19 protein-coding genes are annotated in these 23290 nt (G+C 33.7%); 16 read left to right on the forward strand and 3 right to left on the reverse strand.

Features of this window, described 5'->3' with window-relative positions; all coding sequences use genetic code 11:
* Positions 1 to 39 precede the first annotated feature (39 nt).
* The 16 genes from B3C18_RS06640 (at position 40) to B3C18_RS06715 (ending at position 18262) form a co-directional block, all read left to right on the forward strand.
* Complete coding sequence (locus B3C18_RS06640) at positions 40 to 1491, forward strand: ABC transporter permease (RefSeq protein WP_291144279.1); 1452 nt, start codon at positions 40 to 42, stop codon at positions 1489 to 1491.
* 1 nt (position 1492) lies between these two features.
* Positions 1493 to 2830 carry a DUF3526 domain-containing protein gene (locus B3C18_RS06645; RefSeq protein WP_291144280.1) on the forward strand — a complete coding sequence of 446 codons (1338 nt, stop codon included), beginning with the start codon at positions 1493 to 1495 and terminating at the stop codon, positions 2828 to 2830.
* A 445-nt stretch (positions 2831 to 3275) separates the two neighbouring features.
* A complete protein-coding gene (locus B3C18_RS06650) occupies positions 3276 to 3896 on the forward strand; it encodes a hypothetical protein (protein ID WP_291144282.1) in 621 nt (206 codons plus the stop codon).
* Between the two features lie 308 nt (positions 3897 to 4204).
* Positions 4205 to 4804, forward strand: coding sequence for an RNA polymerase sigma-70 factor (locus B3C18_RS06655; protein WP_291144284.1), 600 nt, complete (start codon positions 4205 to 4207; stop codon positions 4802 to 4804).
* Between the two features lie 67 nt (positions 4805 to 4871).
* Positions 4872 to 5975 carry a FecR family protein gene (locus B3C18_RS06660; protein ID WP_291144285.1) on the forward strand — a complete coding sequence of 368 codons (1104 nt, stop codon included), beginning with the start codon at positions 4872 to 4874 and terminating at the stop codon, positions 5973 to 5975.
* A gap of 10 nt (positions 5976 to 5985) precedes the next feature.
* Complete coding sequence (locus B3C18_RS06665) at positions 5986 to 9345, forward strand: SusC/RagA family TonB-linked outer membrane protein (protein ID WP_291144288.1); 3360 nt, start codon at positions 5986 to 5988, stop codon at positions 9343 to 9345.
* 4 nt (positions 9346 to 9349) lie between these two features.
* A complete protein-coding gene (locus B3C18_RS06670; protein ID WP_291144291.1) occupies positions 9350 to 10828 on the forward strand; it encodes a RagB/SusD family nutrient uptake outer membrane protein in 1479 nt (492 codons plus the stop codon).
* Positions 10815 to 12281: a hypothetical protein gene (locus B3C18_RS06675; RefSeq protein ID WP_291144293.1), complete on the forward strand. Its 1467-nt coding sequence runs from the start codon at positions 10815 to 10817 to the stop codon at positions 12279 to 12281. Before B3C18_RS06670 ends, B3C18_RS06675 begins: the two co-directional genes overlap by 14 nt.
* A 77-nt stretch (positions 12282 to 12358) precedes the next feature.
* The gene (locus B3C18_RS06680) at positions 12359 to 13501 is read left to right on the forward strand and encodes a cytochrome-c peroxidase (protein WP_291144295.1); all 1143 of its coding nucleotides are present in this window, start codon (positions 12359 to 12361) and stop codon (positions 13499 to 13501) included.
* A 261-nt stretch (positions 13502 to 13762) separates the two neighbouring features.
* Positions 13763 to 15286, forward strand: coding sequence for a hypothetical protein (locus B3C18_RS06685; protein WP_291144298.1), 1524 nt, complete (start codon positions 13763 to 13765; stop codon positions 15284 to 15286).
* Between the two features lie 138 nt (positions 15287 to 15424).
* Positions 15425 to 15841 carry a hypothetical protein gene (locus B3C18_RS06690; protein WP_291144299.1) on the forward strand — a complete coding sequence of 139 codons (417 nt, stop codon included), beginning with the start codon at positions 15425 to 15427 and terminating at the stop codon, positions 15839 to 15841.
* Positions 15842 to 16053: 212 nt separating this feature from the next.
* Complete coding sequence (locus B3C18_RS06695; protein ID WP_291144302.1) at positions 16054 to 16704, forward strand: VOC family protein; 651 nt, start codon at positions 16054 to 16056, stop codon at positions 16702 to 16704.
* Between the two features lie 152 nt (positions 16705 to 16856).
* On the forward strand, positions 16857 to 17183 hold the full coding sequence (locus B3C18_RS06700) for an ArsR/SmtB family transcription factor (RefSeq protein ID WP_291144305.1): 327 nt from the start codon (positions 16857 to 16859) through the stop codon (positions 17181 to 17183).
* A gap of 57 nt (positions 17184 to 17240) precedes the next feature.
* On the forward strand, positions 17241 to 17714 hold the full coding sequence (locus B3C18_RS06705) for a DUF6428 family protein (protein ID WP_291144308.1): 474 nt from the start codon (positions 17241 to 17243) through the stop codon (positions 17712 to 17714).
* 2 nt (positions 17715 to 17716) lie between these two features.
* Complete coding sequence (locus B3C18_RS06710; protein ID WP_256379778.1) at positions 17717 to 17842, forward strand: hypothetical protein; 126 nt, start codon at positions 17717 to 17719, stop codon at positions 17840 to 17842.
* Positions 17843 to 17845: 3 nt separating this feature from the next.
* The gene (locus B3C18_RS06715; RefSeq protein WP_291144313.1) at positions 17846 to 18262 is read left to right on the forward strand and encodes an arsenate reductase ArsC; all 417 of its coding nucleotides are present in this window, start codon (positions 17846 to 17848) and stop codon (positions 18260 to 18262) included.
* 50 nt (positions 18263 to 18312) lie between these two features.
* Here the strand turns inward: B3C18_RS06715 and B3C18_RS06720 are convergent, their stop codons facing one another.
* From B3C18_RS06720 to B3C18_RS26010, 3 genes are all read right to left on the reverse strand, one after another.
* Complete coding sequence (locus tag B3C18_RS06720; RefSeq protein WP_291144316.1) at positions 18313 to 20310, reverse strand: heavy metal translocating P-type ATPase; 1998 nt, start codon at positions 20308 to 20310, stop codon at positions 18313 to 18315.
* Positions 20311 to 20790: 480 nt separating this feature from the next.
* On the reverse strand, positions 20791 to 22023 hold the full coding sequence (locus B3C18_RS06725) for an efflux RND transporter periplasmic adaptor subunit (protein WP_291144320.1): 1233 nt from the start codon (positions 22021 to 22023) through the stop codon (positions 20791 to 20793).
* A gap of 2 nt (positions 22024 to 22025) precedes the next feature.
* Entirely contained in the window at positions 22026 to 23270 is a 1245-nt protein-coding gene (locus B3C18_RS26010; protein ID WP_414655341.1) for a TolC family protein, read from the reverse strand.
* Positions 23271 to 23290 lie beyond the last annotated feature (20 nt).

Consider the following 23290-nt stretch of genomic DNA (forward strand, 5'->3'; position numbering starts at 1 on the left):
TTTAAACAAATTACACTCAACAGATAAATTTTAATTAATATGAAATTATTACATAAAGAAATACTCATAGCCAGACATTTTAAAAACTCAGTTTTTAAAAATTCGGCGATTTATATTATTACACTTTTTATTGGTGCGCTGCTTTTATTCGCCGCTTTTTCAGGCTGGGATAATTACAAAAGCCAAAACGAAACCAGCGAAAAATACCAGCATGAATCCCGCGAAGACTGGCTGAAAAATCCAGACAAAAATCCGCATAGAATGGCGCATTACGGAAATTTTGCTTTTAGAAAAAGTACCTCTTTAAGCGTTTTCGAATTTGGGATGGAACCGTTTTTCGGAAATGCTATTTTTCTGGAAGCGCACAAACAAAATACAGCCAATTTCTCTGAAGCCGGATTCTCAAACAGTATGCTCCGTTTTGGAGAAATCAGTATTGCCATGGTTTTGCAGGTTTTACTGCCTTTACTGATCTTTTTTGTGGGCTTTAATTCAGTCGCTTATGAAAGAGAAAACGGAACTTTAAAAATTCTTTTAAGTCAGGGAATTAATTGGAAACAGCTTTTGTTGGGTAAAATCCTTGGAATTGCAAGCGTTGTTATGCTGCTTTTTGTTCCAACCATTATTGTATTGGTTTTGATTTGGTTACTGCTTCAGGACTTTTCCATTTCGGCAGATGAAGCAATTAAAATGGTATTGTTTATTGGGTTTCATTTTATTTATCTGATGTTCTTTTGTGTTGTTGCTGTTTTGGTTTCAGCGTCAAGCAAAACCTCAAAAAAAGCGTTGGTTTCTTTAATTGGAATCTGGTTGATTTTAACCATAATTCTGCCAAGAACAACGCAGGCAATTGGAGCTTATTTATATCAAGCGCCTTCGAAAATTCAGTTTAACAGCGATATCGAAAAAGACATCCTGAAACAAGGCGACAGTCATAACCCAAATGACGTGCATTATAAAGCGATAAAAGATTCTTTATTACGCGTTTACAAAGTCGATTCGGTACAAAAACTTCCTTTTAATTATTCCGGCTTTATTATGACCGAAGGCGAAAGAATCAGTTCGGATATTTATAATAAACATTTAGAAGATCTTCTAAAAATTTACGAAAAACAAAATAGTTTTTCTAAAGCTGTTTCATTCGTAAATCCATACATCGCCATGAAAAACTTATCGATGGGATTATCCAATACAGACTATGATTCGTATATCGATTTTCAAAAGCAAGCCGAGCAATACCGTTACGATATGGCGCAGAAAATGAATGGGCTGCAGATCAAATACATCAGTAATAAAAAACCCGGGCCAAACGATAAACCGCTCACAATTGGCAAAAAACACTGGGCCATTATTGGAGAATTTCATTATGAACCCAAAACAGTTTGGGAAGTCTTAAAGACCGAAATCACTGCTATCATCTCCATATTGCTATGGATAATTCTGCTGTTTGTTTTGATCAAAATTGCTGCTAAAAACCTAAAAGCCATTTAATATGTTAGTTCTCTTATTTAAAAATTTCATCCGCTCAAAAGGTACCAAAATTGGCTTACTTTTTTTATTAATCATTGGCTTTATAAGTCTTTTAATTGGCCGTCAGTTTCAGGAAAAACAGCAAAATAATATTACCGAAGCGGCCGTTTACCAAAAAGAACATATTGCCAGAAACGCCGCTTTTCATAAAGACGAAATTGGACTCCTGCTCTATTACATCAAGTTTTCATTGGTCAATACTACTTTACCAATCAGCAGTTTAGCAATCGGACAGCGTGATGTGAATCCATCGATTCAAAGTGTTACGATTCGGGGTCTGGAAGCGCAGAAATACGATTCGGAACTCAATAATCCGAGTAATCTTTTATCCGGAAATATCGATTTTAGTTTTGTGCTTTTGTATTTGTTTCCGCTTTTGATTATTGCTTTTTCATATAATATTATTTCCGAAGAAAAAGAATCAGGAACCTGGAAAATCGTGGCAACGCAAAGCCCGAATACCTTTTTATATATTTTAAAACTGTTTTATGTTCGTATTTTAAGTTTAATTGCACTTTTGTCTTTTCTACTTTTTATTGCTGCTTTTCTTTTGGAAATCCCTATTGACAAAGCGTTTATACTATTTTACGGAATCGCCGTTTTGTACATTTTATTTTGGTATGCAGTTTGTTTTTTCATTGTTTCACTTCAAAAAAATTCGAACTTCAATGCTGTTATTTTATTAACGATCTGGCTGTTTCTAATTATTATTCTTCCAGCTGGAATCAATACCTATATAATTAACAAATATAAAGTTCCCGAAGCTTTAGAATTAACGCTTACGCAGAGAAATGCCTACCACGAAAAATGGGATATGGATAAACAGCAAACGCTGGATAAATTCTACAAACATTATCCGCAGTTTAAACATTATACTTTACCGGAAAGTGAATTCAGCTGGCTTTGGTATTATGCCATGCAGCAAATGGGCGATGATGAATCTGCTGTACAATCCAAAGAATTAGAGTCGAAATTAGAACAGCGAAATAATGCCAGCGAATTAATTGCGCAGTTTATTCCAACATTGCATACTCAGATTCAATTGAATGAAATTGCAAAATCAGACTTGAGAAACCAGCTTTTATTTTTAAAAGAAACGAATCAATTTCATGAAAAACTAAGACTGCATTTTTATCCCAAGATATTTGATAATGCAGCAGTTAATCAGCAAAAATGGGAGAACTTTAAAGTGGAAACGTTTCATGATAAATCAGAAACTAGTTATGTAAAGGCGTTTTTGCCATTACTGCTTTTTAATTTACTGTTAATTGGTTTTGGGTGGAGGAATTTTAAACGTTGAGTTTTTTTTCCGCAAAGGCGCAAAGGTTTACGCAAAGCTCGCAAAGCTATATGTTTAACTGTTTTTTTAACGCAGAGAGCGCAAAGGTTTTACGCAAAGTTCGCTAAGGTTAGTAAAAGAAAAAGTCTTTTTGCAAAGTTCACAAAGCTATATTTATACACATAGCTTTGTGAACTTTGAGTTTATAAAACTCCCTTGTACAAAATCTTTGCATCCTTTGCGAAAAACCTTTGCGTTACTTTGAGCTAAAAACTACATTTCAATAAAAAAGCTTTGCGAACTTTGCGAAAAACCTTAGCGTGCTTTGCGGTAAAATTCACAAACCTAACAGTAAAAAAATAACAGAAAATTATTTTCATTTTTTAAAGAAAGATATTAGTATTTTATTACTTTTAGCGAAAATTTAGAAATAAAACTGTTAAATATAAGCCCCAAATTATAATTAATGAAAAAACTACTTTTAATAAGTATATTAGTTCTTGCTGTTTTTTATGCCTTTAGAGAGATCGTTTATAAACCCTATATGTGGAAAAAAGCGATGAACACCCCAGAACATCGATTGCAAATGGGAAGTTTTCTTTTTAGCAAACAAACCGGTTCAAATGGAAGCCAGAGTTCACAATTCAATTATCTTATTTTTAAAGTAGTCGAAATAAACGGCGATTATGTTCGCCTTTCTCCTATTCGGCAATTATCTGAAAAAGGAAAACTTAAATCCTCAGATTTTTCTTTTACAAGAGAAACGTATCGCAGTTTAAAACTAAACATTAAAAAGCTAACGATAACGCCAATTCTCCGCAAAGATTTGTATAAAGAAGGTGCAGATTATACAGTAAACGATTATCTGTTAAACAAATATCCTTCCTTAAAAAAATCCCGTTATTATTACGAAGAACTTTCAGAATCTGAAAAAAATATCCATTCACCTGCGGAGTATTTTACACTGGTTTATTCTAAAGAAAAAATTATAGAAAAGAAAAAACTAATTCCGTGGATTATCAATAACAGCGATAAACCGGAATTAGCGAAAAGCTTATCTCAAAAAGTAAGTTTGATTCTTAATTAGCTGCTAATATTTAACCGCAAAGAACGCTAAGGTATACGCAAAGTTCGCAAAGTTTTTAGACAAAGCTTTGCGAACTTTGCGTTATTATAAAACCCAGCATATAACAAAAACTAGCGTTCTTTGCGGTTAAAAAAACATACTGGTTAAAACCAAACTAAACCTATTCCTAATAATTTTTACAGAATCATTCGTTATTTGAATTTTATTTAGAATTAATATAAATAAACTTTTATATTTGCCGCTTTCTTAGCAAATCGAAGTACTTTTTAAAATTTACTTATCTTGCTTTCCAAAGTAAATTTCGCTTAATGAACAACAATACCAGTTTTGAATTATCTCTGTTTAAATCCTTTAAGGAAGGAGACGAAACTGCGTTTAAGTATTTCTACGACAAGTATTTTAGAAGAATCCAATCTTTCAGTGTTCAGTTTATTTACGATGCTGACGAGGCCGAAAATCTTGCTCAGGAAGCTTTACTGCATTTATGGCAAAGCAGGGAAAGTGTCGATTCTATAAACGGAATTCAGGCTTTTTTATTTACTTACGCCAAATCAAAATGTTTGAATTTAATTCGCCACAATAAGGTGAAAGATAAATTTAAAAACGACTTACTAAACCACAAAGAAAGAGAGCTGAATATTGAAGTTTTAAATTCGGTACAATTTGACACTTTAGAATTAACCGAATTAGAACGCATCATTCAGGAATCTATCAGCGATCTGCCTCCAAAAACCAGAGAAGTTTTTATAAAAAAACGCTTCGAGAATAAAAAAAATTCAGAAATAGCCGAAGAAATGGGAGTTTCTTTAAAAGCCGTTGAAGCCCACATGACAAAGGCTTTGAAGATTTTAAAAACTAAATTATCCGACTATTTATTCCTAATTTTTATCCTTATTTATAATAATTAAGAATAAAACATAGGGTTTTTTATTTCTGAAGTGTACTAACTATAGTGAGAAGTTTTAAAACTCAAATATGACATCAGAAATAATCTATAAATACCTTTCTAACGAAGCTTCAGAACAAGAAGTTCAGGCACTTTTTGAATGGATTGAAGCATCAGAAGAAAACAAAAAACAATTTATTGCCGTAAAGAAAGCGTGGGTTCTTATCGGCTTATCTGAAAATATTTCGAGTCAGTCTGTTTCGGTAATTCCAATTAAACCAAAAAATAAAATTAGACAGTATTTAAGTTATGCTGCGGTATTTTTATTACTTATTGGTTTAGGAAAAACTATTTTATTATTTACCGATCAATCAAAAGCATCAAAAGAAATTGTTCTGGAACTTGGCGACGGCCGTTTAGAATATTTTTCTGTAAAAAATCAAACTACTTTAGTAAATGATAAAGGAGATTTAGTGGCCAAAAAATTTCCTGATGAAATCATTTATTTTGGTAAAACTTCAAATGACAAAATTGTTTACAATATGCTTAAAGTTCCGTACGGAAAACGTTTCAAACTTAAACTTTCAGATGGAACAGTTGTGAGTTTAAATGCCGGAAGTTCATTACGTTATCCCGAACAATTTGGCCTTAACGGAAACAGAAATGTGTATTTAACCGGTGAAGCATTTTTTGAAGTTGCCAAAGACAAACAACATCCGTTTATTGTAAGCGCCAATCAGGTTGATATTAAGGTTCTTGGGACAAAGTTTAATGTGAGTGCTTATCCTGAAAATCCTACTGTTAACAGTACTTTAATTGAAGGAAGTATTCAAATGTCTGAAACGGCAAATCCATCGAATGTTATTTTGCTGGAGCCAAACCAAATGGCGACATGGCAGAATAATGCTAAAAAAATTACGATTAAAAATGTTGATCCTTCTTTTTATTCTGCCTGGACAAAAGGAGAATTAGCGTTTAAAGACACCCCGTTTTCTACCATCGCTAAAATTATTCAGCGTACCTACGACGTTGAAATTATCAATGAAAATTCTGATTTGGCCAAACAGAATTTTACAGGTACTATTAAAATCAGCGATTCAAGTGTCGAGAATATTTTAGATCTTCTAAAACGCGACACGCCTTTTAATTATTCAATTGAGCACAAAACCATTACGATCACCAATCCTCGATAAAAAAATAAACATGACATTTACGATACCCCCCGTTTTAAGAAAAATTCTGTTTTTCTTAGTCCTACTCATATCTGGATTTAAAGGATTTTCTCAAAATAAACTCATAACATTACATGCAAAAAATAAACCTATCAGCCTAATTATCAAATCAATTGAAGAACAAACTGATTTTAGGATAATTTATAATGCCAGAAAAATTGATGCCGATCAACTGGCCGATTTAGATGTAAATAATGCCACTCTTGAAACGGCTTTAACGCAATTATTAAAAGATAAAAACATTTCGTTTTACATTCAGAAAAAGCAGGTTTTATTAACGAACTCCGCTCCTGCTCCAACTGGCGCTATAAATCAGAATGAAACGGAAAGAATTATAAAAGGAACTGTTTTAAGTGCCAAAGATAAAACACCGCTTCCAGGCGCAACAATTTTGGTGAAAGGAACCGGAATGGGCGCTGTAACGGATTCAAACGGAAAATTCATTTACAAATTAAACGGAAAAAATATCCCTAATACAGTACTTGAAGTGCAGTATTTAGGAATGGAACCGCAAACGCAAAGAGCTGATAATAAAACAGAATTTACCTTTTATCTGGAAGAATTTACAGATGAATTGAGTCAGGTTGTGATTACTTCCTCTTACGGAACTAAAAAATTAAAGGAAGAAATTGTTGGGAGTATTTCAACTATAACCGCTAAAGATATTCCGGTGCAGCAGGCATCTGAAAGTGTTGACAAAATGCTCGAAGGCCAAATTGCCGGAGTTTTAATCGAAAATACCTCTGGCGTTGGCGGGCCAGTTAAAATCAATGTTCGCGGACAAGGAACTTTAAAATCATTAAGTAATTCTATTTTAGGAACTTCAACTCAGCCTTTAATTATTGTTGATGGTGTGATTTTGAGTGAACAAGGCGGAATTGACAGTGAATATTTTGACGGCGGAAGACTTGCCGAAGGATTATCGAATCCGCTTGCGATGATTGGTACTGATAATATCGAAGATTTTACGGTTCTTAAAGATGCCGCAGCTGTTGGTATTTATGGTGCTGACGGTGCAAATGGTGTAATTTTAATTACTACCAAAAAAGGAAAACCGGGAAAAACTAAATTTAGTTTCTCGAACCAGCTTGGGGTTTCTTCGGCCATTAATCAAATCAAATATTTAAGCGGAGAACAATATACAGAACTACGAAACGATTATTTAAAAAATACTTCGCCCGGAAGTGCACTTCTTCCGTACAATGGCGTCAATACGAATTGGTTTGATCTGCTTAACAAAACCGGAATTTATAATAAATATAACTTTAGTCTTTCGGGTGCTGATTCTAAGTTTTCATACCGAACAAGTTTAACGTATTTAAATATTGATGAACCGCAATTAGGCAACACAACTAAACAACTTAATGGAGGAATTAATTTAGGATACAGACATTCTAAATGGAATATAAACTTGTCTTTAAACCCGAGTTTTATTAAAAAAGATGCTCCAAATATTTATTATGATTTTGCTTATCTGCCTACGATAGCACCGAGAAATGCCGATGGTTCTTACACAAATACTGGCGTTTCGGGCGGAAATACAGGAGGAAATCCGTTAGCGGCAATTGAGCAAAACCGAAATATTACAGAGACTTTTGGAATTTTGGGAAGTTTAAATTTAGGATATGATCTCAACGAAAACATAAAATTTGCCACTCTATTTGGTATTGATTATGTGGATAAAGAACAGGATCGCTATTTTTCTGGAGAAAATGAAAGCGGACAAAACAACGGAACTTTTGTATTAGGCGGAAACACCTATCCTAACTGGGGAAGAAGGCTTTTTAACAACCGAAATTCTACCAAATGGAACTGGCAGGGACAAATGTTATTTGACAAGGAAATCAATAAAAACAATAAAATTGATGGGGTTTTAGGTTTTGAACTTTCGGAAGAAAAAGCCAATTTTGATTATGCATCCGCATCAGGTTTTGTGAATCCGAATGTACTTAACAGAATCGAAGATGCCATACAGGATGACAATACATCAACGCCAAATGTCGATGAATCAAAAGCAAGGCAGGTACGCGGGGCCGAAATAAGTTACAACTCCAGAGTTTCGGCATTTGCCCAGATCAACTACAATTACAAAAAGAAATATTATGCTTTGGCTAATATTCGTCGTGACGAAAGTTCTGTTTTTGGCGATGATACAAACGTTGCCTTCAACAGCGGTGCGGGTTTGGCATGGATTATCAGCAATGAAAATTTCCTTAAATCAAGTTCGTGGGTCGATTTCTTAAAACTTAAAATCAGTTATGGTTCAACCGGAAATTCCAGAATTGGTTCTTACCGATCAAAAGGACTTTATACGGTTGTTGATAACGGATATAATGGCGATTTAAGTGCTTCATCTTCAATATCTCCAAATGGAAATTTGAGCTGGGAGAAAAACCTAAAGTTTAATACCGGATTTGATTTTAATGTATTCAATTTCGCAGAACTTTCTTTAGAATATTATTACGACAGCTTATCTGATTTAATTACGGCACGTGATATTCCAACAGAAACCGGATACAGTACCGTTCAGCTAAATGCGTCTGATATGTACAATAAAGGTTTTGAATTTACTACAAGATTAAAATGGTTTCAAAAAGGGAATTTTAAATGGAGCACTTCCTTTAATATCTCAACTGTAGACAATAAAGTAACCAATTTGGTAGGTTTAGGCAGTGATTATTCATTGGCTAATATTGCTTTGGCACAAAAAATTGGCTACAGTACTACAACAATTTGGGGCGTAAACTGGATAGGCGTTGATCCTGCAACAGGACGTGATCTTATCAAAAAAAATGGACAGGTTTATGATGCTGTAACTTATAACCGTTTGTTTACCAATGCTGACTGGGAACCTATTGGAGATTCGCAGCCCAAAGCGTTTGGAGGTTTTAGCAACATAATTACGTATAAGGACCTTACTTTATCTGTAAATGGTTCTTTTCAGCTTGGCGGAGACAAACTTGTTTCTGATGAAATTATTTCTAAGTACAGCATAACTTCAAACAGAAACATGTCTGTAAATGCATACGATTACTGGAGAAATCAGGGAGATATTGCTACACAGCCCGCTCCAAGCAACAATACGCTGCTTTCAAATATGAGTAAATATGTTTATGATGCGACATATATCAAAATCAACAATATTAATTTAAGTTATAATGTTCCGGTAAAAAACACTTTTCTGGACACGCTGACCATTTTTGCCGATGTTTCGAATGCATTTTACTGGTACAAAGAAAAAAGCCCGTCGGGCATGAACGGTATCAGAGAGTTTAGCTACACTTATCCACAAGCCAGAACTATTTCATGTGGAATTAATACAAAATTTTAAAAAGATGAAATACTTTAAAAATATAACCTTATTTAAAATGCCAGCTATTTTTGCAATTCTGTTTTTATTGCAAAGCTGCAGCGATTTTTTAGAACAGGAACCAGGAAGACAAATTTCGATTACAGAACAATTAAAAACAAAAGAAGGTGTTTTACAGTCGGTTAACGGTATGTACAGAGCGCTTGAATCGAATTTACGCGGCAATAGCTTTACTGTTTATGCAGATCTTCAGGGCGGGAATTTAAAATTTACACCTTCGCGAACAGAAAGCACAAAAGGACAAATCAGTGTTCCTGCTTCTGTATTAAACATTTATTCGTTTGATGATATTTCGAATACTTCAAATATGGCTTCTTTTTACAGTAATAGTTACACCGTAATTAATCAAAGTAATTTGATATTGGAATTTACAGATGCCTTAACAGATGCTACAGAAGCCGAAAAAAATCAAATAAAAGCCGAAGCTTTAACCGTGAGAGCTTACATGCACTTTTTATTAAGCGAAGTGTACAGTCAAAATTATGGTTTTACAGATAATGCTTCTCATCCCGGAATTGTTTATAGTTTAGAATCTTTAAATGAAGGATTAAAATATCCTGCAAGAGAATCTCTATCAAATACTTATAATTTAATTATTGATGATATTACAGCAGCTTTAAATCTTTATTCTGATACTACATTGTTAAGCGGTCCAGTTTATTCCTATTTTACCAAAACAAGCGCAAAAGCTTTATTGGCGAGAGTATATTTATCTAAAAAAGACTGGAAAAATGCCTACGATACGGCAAATGATATTATTACAAATTCAGGTAAAATTTTAGTAACTACTGCTGATTATATTGCGCAATGGGATCAGCCCGATCTTCCGATTTCAGAAATTCTGTTTGAATTATCAATTCCAAGATCAGATGACGGAACTGCGAGCAGTTCATTATCTGCTTTTTATGGTTATACTTCTTTAACTTCTTACGGAAATTTTGCGGCTTCTCAGGATTTAATTGATCTGTATGAAACATCAGACATTCGCAAACAGCTGTTTTTGGTTCAGCCCATCTCTACAATAGTTGATTTACAGCCTCAAATCCTAAATTATTATTTCACTAAAAAATTTCAAGGAAATCCCGGATATGCTGCTTTTCGTTTAAGTGAACAATACTTAATTCGTGCCGAAGCCGCCCTTGAATTGAACAACACAGATCAGGCAAAACAAGATATCAATACGATTAGAACCCGTGCAAATGCAAGTGTTTTACAAAATACCGAAAACCTAAAAGAAGCTATCTTTTTAGAAAGACGTAAAGAGCTTTGTTTTGAAGGACATTTACTTTTTGATATTAGCAGATACAAAAAAGACATTTCAAGAAACGACGGCTGTATTTCGCTGAACTGTAGTCTTACCTACCCTTCGCCTAAATATATTTTACCAATACCGCGCAGCAACATTAATCTTAACCCAAACCTGAAACAAAATGAATCGTATTAAAATTATATTTCTATTTAGTATTGTTACGGCACTTGTATCTTGTTCTAAGGACGATTACAGATTTGAATCTCAAAACATAGATCCGTTTGTAAGGTTTAATTTTCTGGCAAGCAATGCGGGCGTTCCGTTAGAATATCCGGCGGTAAGCACCACAATTCAGCCTTCTGCTAGTTATGATAACGAATCGGTTAAGACTTTAAAAGTTCCGGTTACTTTAACTTCTACAGCTTTAAAATCGTCTGTTTTGGTTAATTTCAGTGCTGCGACTTCTGGAGATATTACCAGTTTCAGTCTTGAACCAAAAACCGAATTGACATTTGAAGGAACTAAACTTACGGATACCATTTTTGTTTCTTTTGATAAAAGATGGGCCGATAAACAGTCTATTACTTTAAAATTAGAAAATGCATCAGATCCTGATATCCATATCGGAAACTTGAATACGTATGCTCCAAATAATGTTTTTACCATCAATTTAGGAGAAATAAGCACGGTTTATACTTTTCCGGTAAAAGACTTAATTGTAAAAGGAGAAGTTGGCGAAAAGATTGATTTTAAAGTAAATTTTCCCAACGGATTTATTCCGTCGGAAATTGAAAATGCTTCGATATTCAAGTTTCAAAATGGTTTTGAATATTCTTTAACGCATGATGATTTTGGCGATAACAGAAGCTCTATTACGTATCATTTAACGCTTTTAGAAGATATCCAAAATGATGATGCCCGTTACGAAACAAAAATTAATCTTATCAATATTCCCAATTATGTTGCCACAGGAAATACGAGTTTGACAGTTGTAAAACCAATAAAATCGCCAAGAGATATTCAGGCAAATCCGGCTTCAAAATTTACAGATCCAACAAATGCCTTTTATTTAACCTACGGCGAGCACTGGTTTGATAAAGACGGGACTTGCGCCTGGCAGACTTTCAATGCGTTAACTTTTCCGGTTGTTGTGACAAAAGACAATGAAAATGCTATACTTTACAGCGACAAAGGCACAGCAAACCCAAATGACGATGTATATCACGATGCTTTCAAAATAGGTTTTAATGTTGCGAGCGGAACGAATACGGTCAATTCTTTTGGTTTAAAAAGATGGTTTTCTAACGAAAGCGGTTCTGCAGCAGTTTCTCCCGGATTTAATATTACATCGGCTTTAGAATTTTTTCCTGAAAACGGAAACAGCAAAACACAGGGAACTGTTCTGGTTATTCCGCAGGATTTAACAATTGGATCGAATAAAGACAATACGTATATCATTGCCATTTCTGGTGAAGGAACTTACAAAGAAATCAGCAACGGCTTGTATGAGATTTCTTTTGAATTAAAACTGACAAACGATAAACTTTTTGGAGGAACCGTTTCAACGCAATACCGAATGTTTAATAACAGAGTGTATCCTAAACCTGCGGCTTTAAGTATTAACTGCCCGAAAGAGGTAACTTTATAATTGTTTCAGGTTTCAGGTTTCAAGTTTCAAGTTGCCTCAGAACCTGAAACTTGAAACCTGAAACAAATCAAAAAAAAATGAAAAAACTAATCCTCCCTCTCCTATTCCTGCTGAGTTTAACGGCTTATAAAAGCATTGATCAGCCGGATTATATTGATATTCAGGAATTAAGAAAAATCTATTCCGGCGGTGATGTTTCAAAATGGCCCGCTGCGGAATTACACGAAAGTGTCGATAAATCTAAATTTCAGGATATTGGAGTGCTTCCTGCTGTTCCTTATCCCGATTATAATCCGTATTCGAAGGAAAAAGAAAGTTTGGGAAAGATTCTGTTTTTTGATCCGAGGTTATCGCTCAGCGGGCAAATTGCGTGTGCTTCGTGCCATAATCCGGAATTGGGATGGACAGATAATTTAACGCGTTCTTTTGGTCACGACCGCCAAACCGGAAAACGCAATTCGATGACGATTTTAAACTCGGCCTATGCCAATTCTTTATTTTGGGACGGACGCGCGAAAAGTTTAGAAGATCAAGCACAATTTCCTATTAGTGATCCGCTGGAAATGAATGAAAAACTGACAATTGCTGTCGATAAAATTGCTAAGGTAAAAGGTTATAATTCCTTATTTACAGCTGCTTTTGGAGATAAAAAAGTTTCTTTAGAAAGAATTCAATATGCGATTGCCACTTTTGAAAGATCAATCAATAGTCCGAAAAGTAAGTTTGACCAATTTGTTAGCGGAAAATCAGATGCTTATACAGACCAACAGGTAAAAGGAATGCATTTATTTAGAACCAAAGCACAATGCATCAATTGTCACAATACACCTTATTTCAGCGATAATCAGTTTCATAATGACGGACAGACTTTATTTGGAACAAAAAATGAAGATTTCGGACGTTTTAATGTTACCAAAGATGCAAAGGATATTGGCAAATTCAGAACGCCAACGCTTCGTGAAGTCTCTAACACAAAGCCGTGGATGCATCACGGGCATTTTCCGTCTTTACTGGATGTTGTTGAATTATACAATTTAGGAAATCCTTCTCCTATTCAGAAAAAATATCTCGGAACGGCTCGTGATTCTTTAATCCCAAAAGTCGATCCCGTACTTAAAAAATTAGATTTAAGCAAAGAAGAAATCAGTGATTTGTTAGCGTTTATAGAAACCTTAAGCACGCCGACACGCAGAATCATAATTCCCGAAATGCCGAAATAATCCAGTTAAAATGATTTGTCTTTTTGCCCCAATAAAAACTCACAAATCGCCGAAGCCCTTTTCGTTTTGAAAAGGGCTTTTTTTGTGAATTGGTTATTTCGTTTTTCTATATTTGTTTGAAGAAGAAAAATACGATAAAATTATCTCAAACTAAAATCTGGCTTTAACATGAATCAACGATTTATAAAAATATTTTTATTTTTTATTTTATTGTCAAATTTTGCAAAAGGGCAAACTCAAAATACCAGCTTACAAAAACTATTGGATAATAAACTTCTTGAACAAAATCAAGTTGCAGATTTTAAAAAAAACTTCGATAAATTCAAAACACAAGACAATGTTGCCTATTTATATTCTCTTTTTCAATGTGAGTTTAAAAAAATTGCTGGATTTTTCTATTCTGATTTTTCTTCAAGCAATACTACATTTGATACTATAGAATTAAGTGTAGAGCAACAAAAAAAGGTAAATCAAGAACTTAATGAATATCTTGTCGATCTTAAAAAATGCGAACTTATTCCTGAAAAAAAGTTTGAGTATTTTCAGCAAAAAATAAAAGAGAATAATTTTAGTTATAAGCTTCTATTTATAAAAGAAATTGCTTTTGAAGCAATAACAGATGACTATATGTCTGTTAAAAATCTGAAAGAATTTGCTGAAAAATTAAAAAATATCGGAGTTGTCAATACAAAATACAAAGATCTAATTACGGCTATAGATAACGAAAAGATCAAAAAACCAATTGATTTTCTTTTGTACTGCGAAAAATCTATAATTATTGACACTAAGAATTATCCAAATGAACCAAGTAAATATTTAGAGCCAATTCATAAAGAAACAGCACAAATAATTCCGGAATTAAGTTTTACCAATTTCGATTTTAAAATTGCTCTTGATAACGAAGCATCTGATAATGACATCAAATTTTACAACTTTATTGTTTCGCTGACATCAGGTGGAAAGATTTACAAACAAAAAAGTTCTTATCGATTATATACTCCATCAGAAGATAAATATTCTACAGGGGGAATTGATTCTCAGAATTATTATAAAATTTTCAATAAGATTTTGACTGATTTAGGTTCTCCATACTGCCTTCACGAAATCGAAGTTAATGATCGAAATGGAAAAATTGAAAATGTTTTTGGAATAATGGCTTTAACCAAAGAACAGACAAAAACACTGCAGGAAATAGATACTTATTTTATACCAAGCTTTGGCGATTTTGACAGCAAAATTACCAGTGATAAAATCGAAAAAATAATTGCAGAATTTTCTAAAATTGGTTTATTTGATAATTTATCAACTGAACAAATTAACGAGGGAAAAGAAAATGTTGCTGAGAATAAAATCATTAATTACAACGAAATCCTGAGTGCATTTCCAAATCAAATTTATTGGTATGATACTGAATTAGGAAACCTTGATGATCCTTATGCCGAATTAATAAAGGAATTTTCGAAAATTTCTCACAATGAGTTTAATCCAACAAACATTTCAAATAGTTTTAATATTGAAAAAAGTAAAAAAACGACTTTGAAATTTAAAATAGGAAATAAATCTTACTCTAAAATTTTTAAAATAAGCAATGATTGGATCGATGAAAGCTTTTTTGGTTTTATAAAATCTGTTGCGGTTGAAAACAAACTTAAAGGGCAATTTTACGATTTATATACAGGCGGACAAGACGCTCAGGTTATCTATCTTACAAAGAAACAATATGATTACATCAGGGCAAATAAGCTTCTTACTTTTTCTGATGAAGAACCTGAAGAGGATGAATAAATTTCATTAAAATGATTTGTTTTTGCCCCAATAAAAACAAAATTAGTTTTATGCATTTAATCAGAAAATTAGTTTATTTGTATGTAAAGGAACAATCCTTTAATTCCCCTAAAAATCATTAATTAAAACTAAGATTTTATGACAACCTTTAAAACCTGGAAAGAAAAACCAACAGAGCTTGAAGCTCAAAATGCCATTGAAGATTTTTTTGCTTATTTGAAAAAAGGAGAACTGGAAAATGCCAAAAATAGTGTAGACCATTTGTATGATGACTGGGAAGAATCCATTCATGTAATTTGGCGTGATCATTACTTAATTCATGAAATTGCGGAAGATGAATCTTTTGAAGGAAAAGAATGGCTGAACAATTTAGAATGGCTTGGAAATTTAGATATATTGGATGATTATATGTGGGCAGATGAAAATGGCAATTCAAGATATTTTGATGTGAGCTTAACTTATTTAGGAGAACCTTCAGGATTTGCTGCTCAATTTTATGTGGTAAAAAATGATGATCATTATGTGATAAAAAGAGGATTGATCGATATGGCTTAAAAACAGCTTTAGGAATTATTATACAAGTTCATTTCATTAGTTTGAAGTGAACTTTTTTATTTAAAAAACATACCCCTTTTACCAAAACTACAATACTCATTTTCTATATTTCCATTGAAGCATAAAATAGTCTGACAATAAAACTAGGATTCTGATTTTTTAAATTTGTTTGAAACAGAAAAGAAGCTTTTTCTTTTTATAAAAATACCATTATGAAGTTAGAACACATCCAGATCCAAACCAGCAATATAAAACAGACTGCCGCATTTTACCAAGATATTCTTGGTCTTTCAATTATAGAAAATGATTCAGAATATATTACTATTAAAGCCGGAAATTCCATTTTAAAATTTATTGAAAATCCGCAATTTCAATCCATTTATCATCTTGCTTTTAATATCCCAACAAACAAACTTGACAAAGCAATTGAATGGTGTAAAAACAAAGTAAATTTAATTATTATTGAAGATCAAAATGTGATTACTCATTTTGAAAACTGGAATGCTCATGCGGTTTATTTCTACGATAATAATGGCAATTTATTAGAATTTATTGCCCGTAATGATCTCAACAATGCCCAAACGGAAGAATTTAGTTCTAAATCTATTTTGAATATAAGCGAGATTGGAATTGTCAATGAAAACCCGCTGGAACTGGGAAATCAATTAATCGCAAAACATGGATTAAGCTTTTTCTCTAAAAACAATAACAGCGAAGTTTTTGCTGCAATTGGCGATGATGAAGGTTTATTGATTTTGGTAAGACCAAATCGAAATTGGTATCCGACACAAACACCTTCTGAAAGTAATAAAACGGATATTCGATTAGAAAATAACGGAAATGTTACGGTATTAAATTTTTAAAGAAACTAAAAAAGCCCAATTCATTATTTATTTGCATTGGGCTTTTTATGAACTTCAAACAGAATTTAAAATGCTGATACCTAAATATTTTAAAAAACACTTGCTTTTAAAAAATCTATATCGTAATATTGCTATATTAAAATTTAAATAAAATGGGAGCTACTAAAACAGAACATTTTACAGATAAACAAAATCAGATTGCTACAATTGCAAAAGCTTTGGGGCATCCGGCAAGAATTGCTATTATCGAATATCTTTTGAAAGTAAATGAATGTATTTGCGGCGATATTGTAAATGAGCTTCCGCTTGCTCAGCCTACTGTTTCGCAGCATTTAAAAGAATTAAAAAACGCTGGACTTATAAAAGGTAATATCGAAGGAAATGCTATTTGTTACTGTATTGACGAAAGTACTTTTGATATTTTAAAAGCTTATTTCTCCAATATTATTGCCGTTACAAAAGAGCAGAAATGTTGTTAAACCTTTTTTTGAAAATCTATATCGCAATATTGCATTATAACTATAAAACAAAAAACAATGAAACTATCAGACATTAAAAACATTCTTCCAAATTTGGAAAATGTTGTATTTCAATTAGAAAACGGAGCTTTTGTTCCTGAACATTTTCATGTAACCGAAATTGGAACTACCAATAAAAAATTTATTGACTGCGGCGGCGTGATTCGCGATGAAAGTGCCGTTAATTTTCAATTGTGGAATGCTAATGATTTTGAACACCGATTGAAACCAGGTAAACTTTTGAATATCATCAAACTTTCTGAAGAAAAATTAAATATTGAAGATTTTGAAATTGAAGTTGAATATCAAAATGAAACAATTGGAAGATATGATTTAAAATTTAACGGAACTCATTTTATTCTAAAAAACAAAACTACTGCCTGTCTGGCACAAGAAGCATGCGGCGTTCCTGCATCAAAAGAAAAAATTGCTTTAACTGAACTTTACAAAAGTGAAAGTAATAGCTGTTCGCCAAATTCGGGTTGCTGCTAATCATGAAACAGAAAATAATTAAATACAAGAAACCTATTATCATCACAACATCTGTAATTGTGTTGCAGCTTATTTTTGGTTTTGAACCGAAATTCTGCATTATCAATATCATTTGGTTATTAGTTTAAATTATGACAAAAAACATTTTAGTACTCTGCACAGGAAACAGCTGCAGAAGTCAAATTGCCGATGGCTATTTAAAACACATTTTAGGCGATAAAGCCAGCGTTTACAGTGCAGGAATAGAAACGCACGGAGTGAATCCAAAAGCCATTATAACGATGAAAGAAGATGCAATTGATATTTCAAACCATACTTCAAATCATGTTGATGAATACCAAAATATAGATTTTGATTTTGTAATTACGGTTTGTGATAATGCAAAAGAACGCTGCCCGTTCTTTCCGTCGAAAGCTCACAAAATACACCAAAACTTTAGTGATCCCGCTAAAGCAGCAGGAACTGAAGATGAGATTTTACAAGAGTTTAGAACAGTTAGGCAAACGATAAAAGAGTTTTGCGAACAGTTTGCAAAAGATAATTTTTAATTACAATTCAAAAAAAGCAGTGAATAAATCTTCACTGCTTTTTTTAATATTTAAAATTTCATTCTCTGAATTCTGACTGCGTTTAAAATTGCTAGTAAAGCTACACCAACATCGGCAAAAACAGCTTCCCACATTGTGGCAAGTCCGCCCGCGCCGAGAATAAGTACAAAAGCTTTTACTACGAAAGCTAAACCAATATTCTGCCAGACAATTTTTTTGGTTTGTTTTCCAATGTTTATTGCCATTGCAATTTTACTCGGTTTATCATCCTGAATTACAACGTCGGCGGTTTCGATTGCGGCGTCGCTTCCTAAGCCTCCCATTGCAATCCCTACTGTACTTAAGGCGATTACCGGAGCATCGTTTACGCCATCGCCCACAAAAGCTACGGTTTCGTTTTTGGCTTTAATTTCGTTTACTTTATTGACTTTATCTTCCGGAAGTAAATCTCCAAAAGCCTTTGTAATTCCAAGTTTATCGGCCACAAACTGAACCACATTTGTTTTATCTCCGCTCAGCATGGTTACTTTTACGCCTAATGTTTTTAGTTTAGAAACGGTTTCCTGGGCATCTGCTTTAATTTCATCAGCAATCGTTAAATAACCCGCAAATTTATTATCGTAAGCAATGGCAATTGTGGTATAAACTACTGAACTTGGATCAATATCATAAGAAATATTAAACTTATCCAGTAATTTGAAATTACCAACGAAGAGTTCTTTTCCGTTAACTTCAGCTTTTAAACCGTGTCCTGAAATTTCTTCAACATTTTTTAATTCTATAGAAGAATCAATTGGACCAGCATAATTATGAATCGCCGTTGCCACCGGATGTGTACTTTTACCTTCTAAAGCGTTAACCAATTTCAGGATTTCCTCTTTATCAAAATCCGGATTTATAATGACTTCCTGAACTTTAAAAACGCCTTCGGTCATAGTTCCCGTTTTGTCCATAACCACATTCTGAATCTTCGAAATACTATCGAGATAATTACTTCCTTTAAAAAGAATTCCGTTTTTACTCGCAGCGCCAATTCCGCCAAAATAACCAAGCGGAATACTGATAACCAAAGCACATGGACAAGAAATAACCAAAAAAACCAAAGCTCTGTACAACCAGTCGCTAAACACATAATTATCGACAAAAAGCATTGGCAGTAAACAAATTGCAATTGCTAAATACACTACAATTGGTGTATAAATTTTGGCAAATTTGCGGATAAACAATTCCGCTGGTGCTTTTTTAGTTGTCGCATTTTGAACCAGTTCCAGAATTTTCGAAAGCTTACTATCGTTGTAAGCCGTTGTCACTTTTACTTGTGCGATTGTATTTCCGTTTATCATTCCGGCTAAAACCGTATCGCCTTTCTTTTTGGTATCAGGTTTACTTTCTCCCGTTAAAGCTGCGGTATTAAACGAAGCCGAATCTGATACTAATTCGCCGTCTAACCCTAGTTTTTCTCCCGCTTTCAGCTGAATAATATCGCCTATTTTAGCATCTTTAGCTTTTATTTTTACTGCAATATTGTTTTCTAAAACACTAACCTCATCGGGACGTTGATCCAGTAAACTTTTAATATTAGATTTTGCTTTTGTAACTGCCATTCCCTGAAAGGTTTCTCCAATGGTATAAAATAGCATAACGGCAACACCTTCTGGATATTCGCCAATTGCAAAAGCCCCAATTGTGGCAATACACATTAGGAAAAACTCGGAGAAAACATCGCCTTTTACAATGCTTTCATAAGCTTCTCGCAAAACCGGAAGTCCAACAGGAAGATATGCAATAGCATACCAAGCGATTCGAACATATCCTGAAAACCAATTTTGCGGAATATAGTTGTCAAAACCAATTCCTATTAGTAATAAAATAAGCGATATAATGGATGGCATGAATAATTTAAACAAACTGCCTTCGGCTCCATGTTCATGATCATGACCGTGGTCATGTCCGTCATTTTCAGAATGTACAGGTTCGTCGTGTGAACAACAGCAGGATGGTTTGGTTTTATTTTTAGTATTTTTTACTTCTAAATCTTGATGTATCATGGAGGAAAAGTTTCAAGTTTTATTTGTTTCAAGTTACAAGTTCAAACTTTGTCTAAATAATGCTCTAAATTTACAGCTTTGTGGTAAATGTTCCTAAGCAAAGTTTGTTTTTTAATCTTGCTTTTTTTGCCACGAAGACACTAAGGCGCTAAGCTCTTTTTAAGCTGGGGTGAAATAATCTCGCAAAGGCGCAGAGTCGCAAAGTTTTTTAAGTCTTTGGCTTGATTTAATTGCCTCCAGCTTTAGCTGGAGGTCATAAAAAGGTCAATTTCAAGGGCTTTAGCCAAACTTGTGCATTTTTGGCTAAAGCCTTTTCTTACTCCTGCTTAGAACCTCCAGCTAAAGCTGGAGGCAATTTATTTTTTTTAGTTTTTTTGTTTCAAGTTTCAAGTTATAAAAACTTGCGAACTTTGCGTAACCCTTTGCGAACCTTGCGGTTAAACAACTTGAAACATGAAACAAAGAAAACCTGAAACTTTTTTAATGTTCATGCTCTCCCCCGCCCTTCATTGCAGACAGCAGATAAAAAGCCCCTTCTGTAACAATTTTAGCATCAGGCTCAATTTTATCAACAAATTTAACTTCTGTAAAACCTAAATCTGTAGTTCCCGGAATTACTTCTATCGCTCTAAAATGGATTTCTTTTTCTTTTGTTTTTTCGTTTTTATGATCGTCTTCCTGCACAAAAATAAAATACTTATCAGCATTTCGAACGACAGCATCTTTTGGTAAAGCCGGAACCGTGGCATTTACAATATTGATATTTGCCGAAACATACATTCCCGAAATCAAATCTTTAGCATCGGCGGGATCAATTTTGGCGTGAACTGCAACGGTTTTACTTTCGTTAGAAAATGATTTATTGATTCCAAAAATCTTTCCTTTAATGGATTTATTAGATTGATTAGTCAATACAAAATCGATCACCTGACCTATTGAAATCGAACCCAAATCTTTCTCATAAACATTCAAATCTAAATGCATCTGACTATTGTCTACAACCTCAAACAAAGAAACTCCCGTTTGTGCAAAAGCGCCTTTAGCAATGCTGATTTTTCCAACATAACCGCTTATAGGAGCAACAATTGGCACTAAAGACGAACTGCCTTTTGTACCGACATGCAAGGCTTCTAACTTATTTTTTGCTGCCTGCGCACGGGCTCTTTCTGCTGCTAATTTGGCTTTTACTTCCTGAAATGTTTTCCTCGGATTCACGTTTTCATCGCTCAAGGTTTTCTGGCGGTTGTATTCTAATTGCAAATATTCCACATTGGCTGTTGCTGAATGGTAATCTTCCTGCATTTCAATTACTTCCAGATTTTGAATCGTTGCCAAAACCTTTCCTTTGTTGACAAACGTTCCTTCTAAAACATAAATATCTTTTACTGTTCCGCCAATTAAAGTCGAAACCTCAGCTGAGTTTTGCGGCGGAACTGTGGTATAACCATTTGCTTTAATGATTTTATTCAGGTTTCTTTCTTCAACAAATCCTGTTTCAATGCCAACGGTTTTATATTGAGATTCTGTTAATGTGGCTTCTTTCTGCGATTTTTCTTCTTCATGCGTTTCTTCTGCTTTCTTTTCATTACAGCTTGTTAAGATAACCGCAAAGAGCGCAAGGGAAAAGCGCAAGGTACGCAAGGAAATTAAACTTTGCGTTCCTTGCGAAACCTTAGCGTTCTTTGCGGTTAAATAATTATATATATGTATCATTTTTAATTGTTTTTGATGGTTGGAAATTGGAGTTCGATGGCACTTTGATTAAAACTGTGTGTTGCTTCTGCAAATTGTTTTTTAATATCAATGGCTTGATTTAAGAAACTGATATACGACCAATAACTCATATCGCCGTTGGCATAACTTTTTTGTGCGGTATCAATAATCTGGTTGGCGTATTGCAAGCCTTCATTTTGATAATAATCTAAATTTTTCTGCTGTTTTTGAAAGTTATTCTGCAATTCTTCTTTTTGCAGGTTCAGGATAATTTTATTTTTATCGAATGCCAATTGCGACTGCGAAATACTAATTTCTGCTGCTTTGGCTTTTGCTGTATTTACACCGCCAAAAATCGGAATCTGTAATCCGGCTGTGAAACCCTGAAACAAGGATTCTGTATTAATAGTTTGTGCAAAATATCCTAAACCTAATTTAGGTGTTCGGTTGGCTTTAAACGTTCCCGCTTCTTTTTGGTAAACTGAAATCTGCTGTTGGTAAAAATCCGTTAGTAACGTTTCTGCTTTAGAATCTTTGTTTTCTATAAAGGAATACTTTAATAAAGTCGTTTCATCTGGAACGATATTTTCATTCGTCTGCACAAAAAACTGAAGCTGTTTTTGGTAAATAGCCAAATCGTAATTTAATTGTTCTTTTTGGGTTTCGATTTCTTTTACTTTGGCTTTGGCACTGATTACTTCAATGTTTCCGCTTTCTCCAGTTTTAAATCGGAGTTCGGCGTTCTTTAGGAATTTGGTGTAAATCTCGTTTAATTCTGAGTTTAATTTTTGAATTGAAATTCCGTATAAATATTGATAATAGGCCAAAGTCACGGCTTTTTCGAGTTCGTATGATGATAACGCTTTTCGTTTTTCTGCCAATTTTGCCAATTCTTCCTGCAATTGTCGGTTTGCTTTTGTGACATTTCCTAACGGAAAGAATTGCTGTACCGAAACATTATGGTCGAAATCTACGCTGTTGAATTGTCCGCCTTGATATTGAACCTGCAACGGATCAGGCTGAAAAGCGGTTTTCTTTAAAAGGGTTTGTTTTTCTATTTCTTTATCGGCAATTTTTAAATCGATGTTGTTTGATTTGGCAAGTTCTATTGCTTTTTCTAAAGATATTTTGCTTTGTGCTGATATCGCTGTGCTTGCTAATAGGAATGCACTTAACCGCAAAGTTCGCAAGGGAAGCGCGAAGTTCGCAAAGTTTATTTTTCTTAAATTATATAGTAGCTTTTTCATTTTTTAAAATTTTTCTTTGT

Origin of the sequence: Flavobacterium sp. UBA7680, assembly GCF_002482975.1 — a bacterium.
Lineage (GTDB): Bacteria > Bacteroidota > Bacteroidia > Flavobacteriales > Flavobacteriaceae > Flavobacterium.

What these genes read in the sequence shown, in the direction of transcription:
- B3C18_RS06700 (WP_291144305.1), top strand. Translation starts at nt 16,857, where the DNA reads ATGGGAGCTACTAAAACAGAACATTTTACAGATAAACAAAATCAGATT.
- B3C18_RS06720 (WP_291144316.1), bottom strand. Translation starts at nt 20,310, where the DNA reads ATGATACATCAAGATTTAGAAGTAAAAAATACTAAAAATAAAACCAAA.
- B3C18_RS06650 (WP_291144282.1), top strand. Translation starts at nt 3,276, where the DNA reads ATGAAAAAACTACTTTTAATAAGTATATTAGTTCTTGCTGTTTTTTAT.
- B3C18_RS06695 (WP_291144302.1), top strand. Translation starts at nt 16,054, where the DNA reads ATGAAGTTAGAACACATCCAGATCCAAACCAGCAATATAAAACAGACT.
- B3C18_RS06675 (WP_291144293.1), top strand. Translation starts at nt 10,815, where the DNA reads ATGAATCGTATTAAAATTATATTTCTATTTAGTATTGTTACGGCACTT.
- B3C18_RS06670 (WP_291144291.1), top strand. Translation starts at nt 9,350, where the DNA reads ATGAAATACTTTAAAAATATAACCTTATTTAAAATGCCAGCTATTTTT.
- B3C18_RS06655 (WP_291144284.1), top strand. Translation starts at nt 4,205, where the DNA reads ATGAACAACAATACCAGTTTTGAATTATCTCTGTTTAAATCCTTTAAG.
- B3C18_RS06705 (WP_291144308.1), top strand. Translation starts at nt 17,241, where the DNA reads ATGAAACTATCAGACATTAAAAACATTCTTCCAAATTTGGAAAATGTT.
- B3C18_RS06710 (WP_256379778.1), top strand. Translation starts at nt 17,717, where the DNA reads ATGAAACAGAAAATAATTAAATACAAGAAACCTATTATCATCACAACA.
- B3C18_RS06690 (WP_291144299.1), top strand. Translation starts at nt 15,425, where the DNA reads ATGACAACCTTTAAAACCTGGAAAGAAAAACCAACAGAGCTTGAAGCT.
- B3C18_RS06660 (WP_291144285.1), top strand. Translation starts at nt 4,872, where the DNA reads ATGACATCAGAAATAATCTATAAATACCTTTCTAACGAAGCTTCAGAA.
- B3C18_RS06645 (WP_291144280.1), top strand. Translation starts at nt 1,493, where the DNA reads ATGTTAGTTCTCTTATTTAAAAATTTCATCCGCTCAAAAGGTACCAAA.
- B3C18_RS06715 (WP_291144313.1), top strand. Translation starts at nt 17,846, where the DNA reads ATGACAAAAAACATTTTAGTACTCTGCACAGGAAACAGCTGCAGAAGT.
- B3C18_RS06665 (WP_291144288.1), top strand. Translation starts at nt 5,986, where the DNA reads ATGACATTTACGATACCCCCCGTTTTAAGAAAAATTCTGTTTTTCTTA.
- B3C18_RS26010 (WP_414655341.1), bottom strand. Translation starts at nt 23,270, where the DNA reads ATGAAAAAGCTACTATATAATTTAAGAAAAATAAACTTTGCGAACTTC.
- B3C18_RS06680 (WP_291144295.1), top strand. Translation starts at nt 12,359, where the DNA reads ATGAAAAAACTAATCCTCCCTCTCCTATTCCTGCTGAGTTTAACGGCT.
- B3C18_RS06640 (WP_291144279.1), top strand. Translation starts at nt 40, where the DNA reads ATGAAATTATTACATAAAGAAATACTCATAGCCAGACATTTTAAAAAC.
- B3C18_RS06725 (WP_291144320.1), bottom strand. Translation starts at nt 22,023, where the DNA reads ATGATACATATATATAATTATTTAACCGCAAAGAACGCTAAGGTTTCG.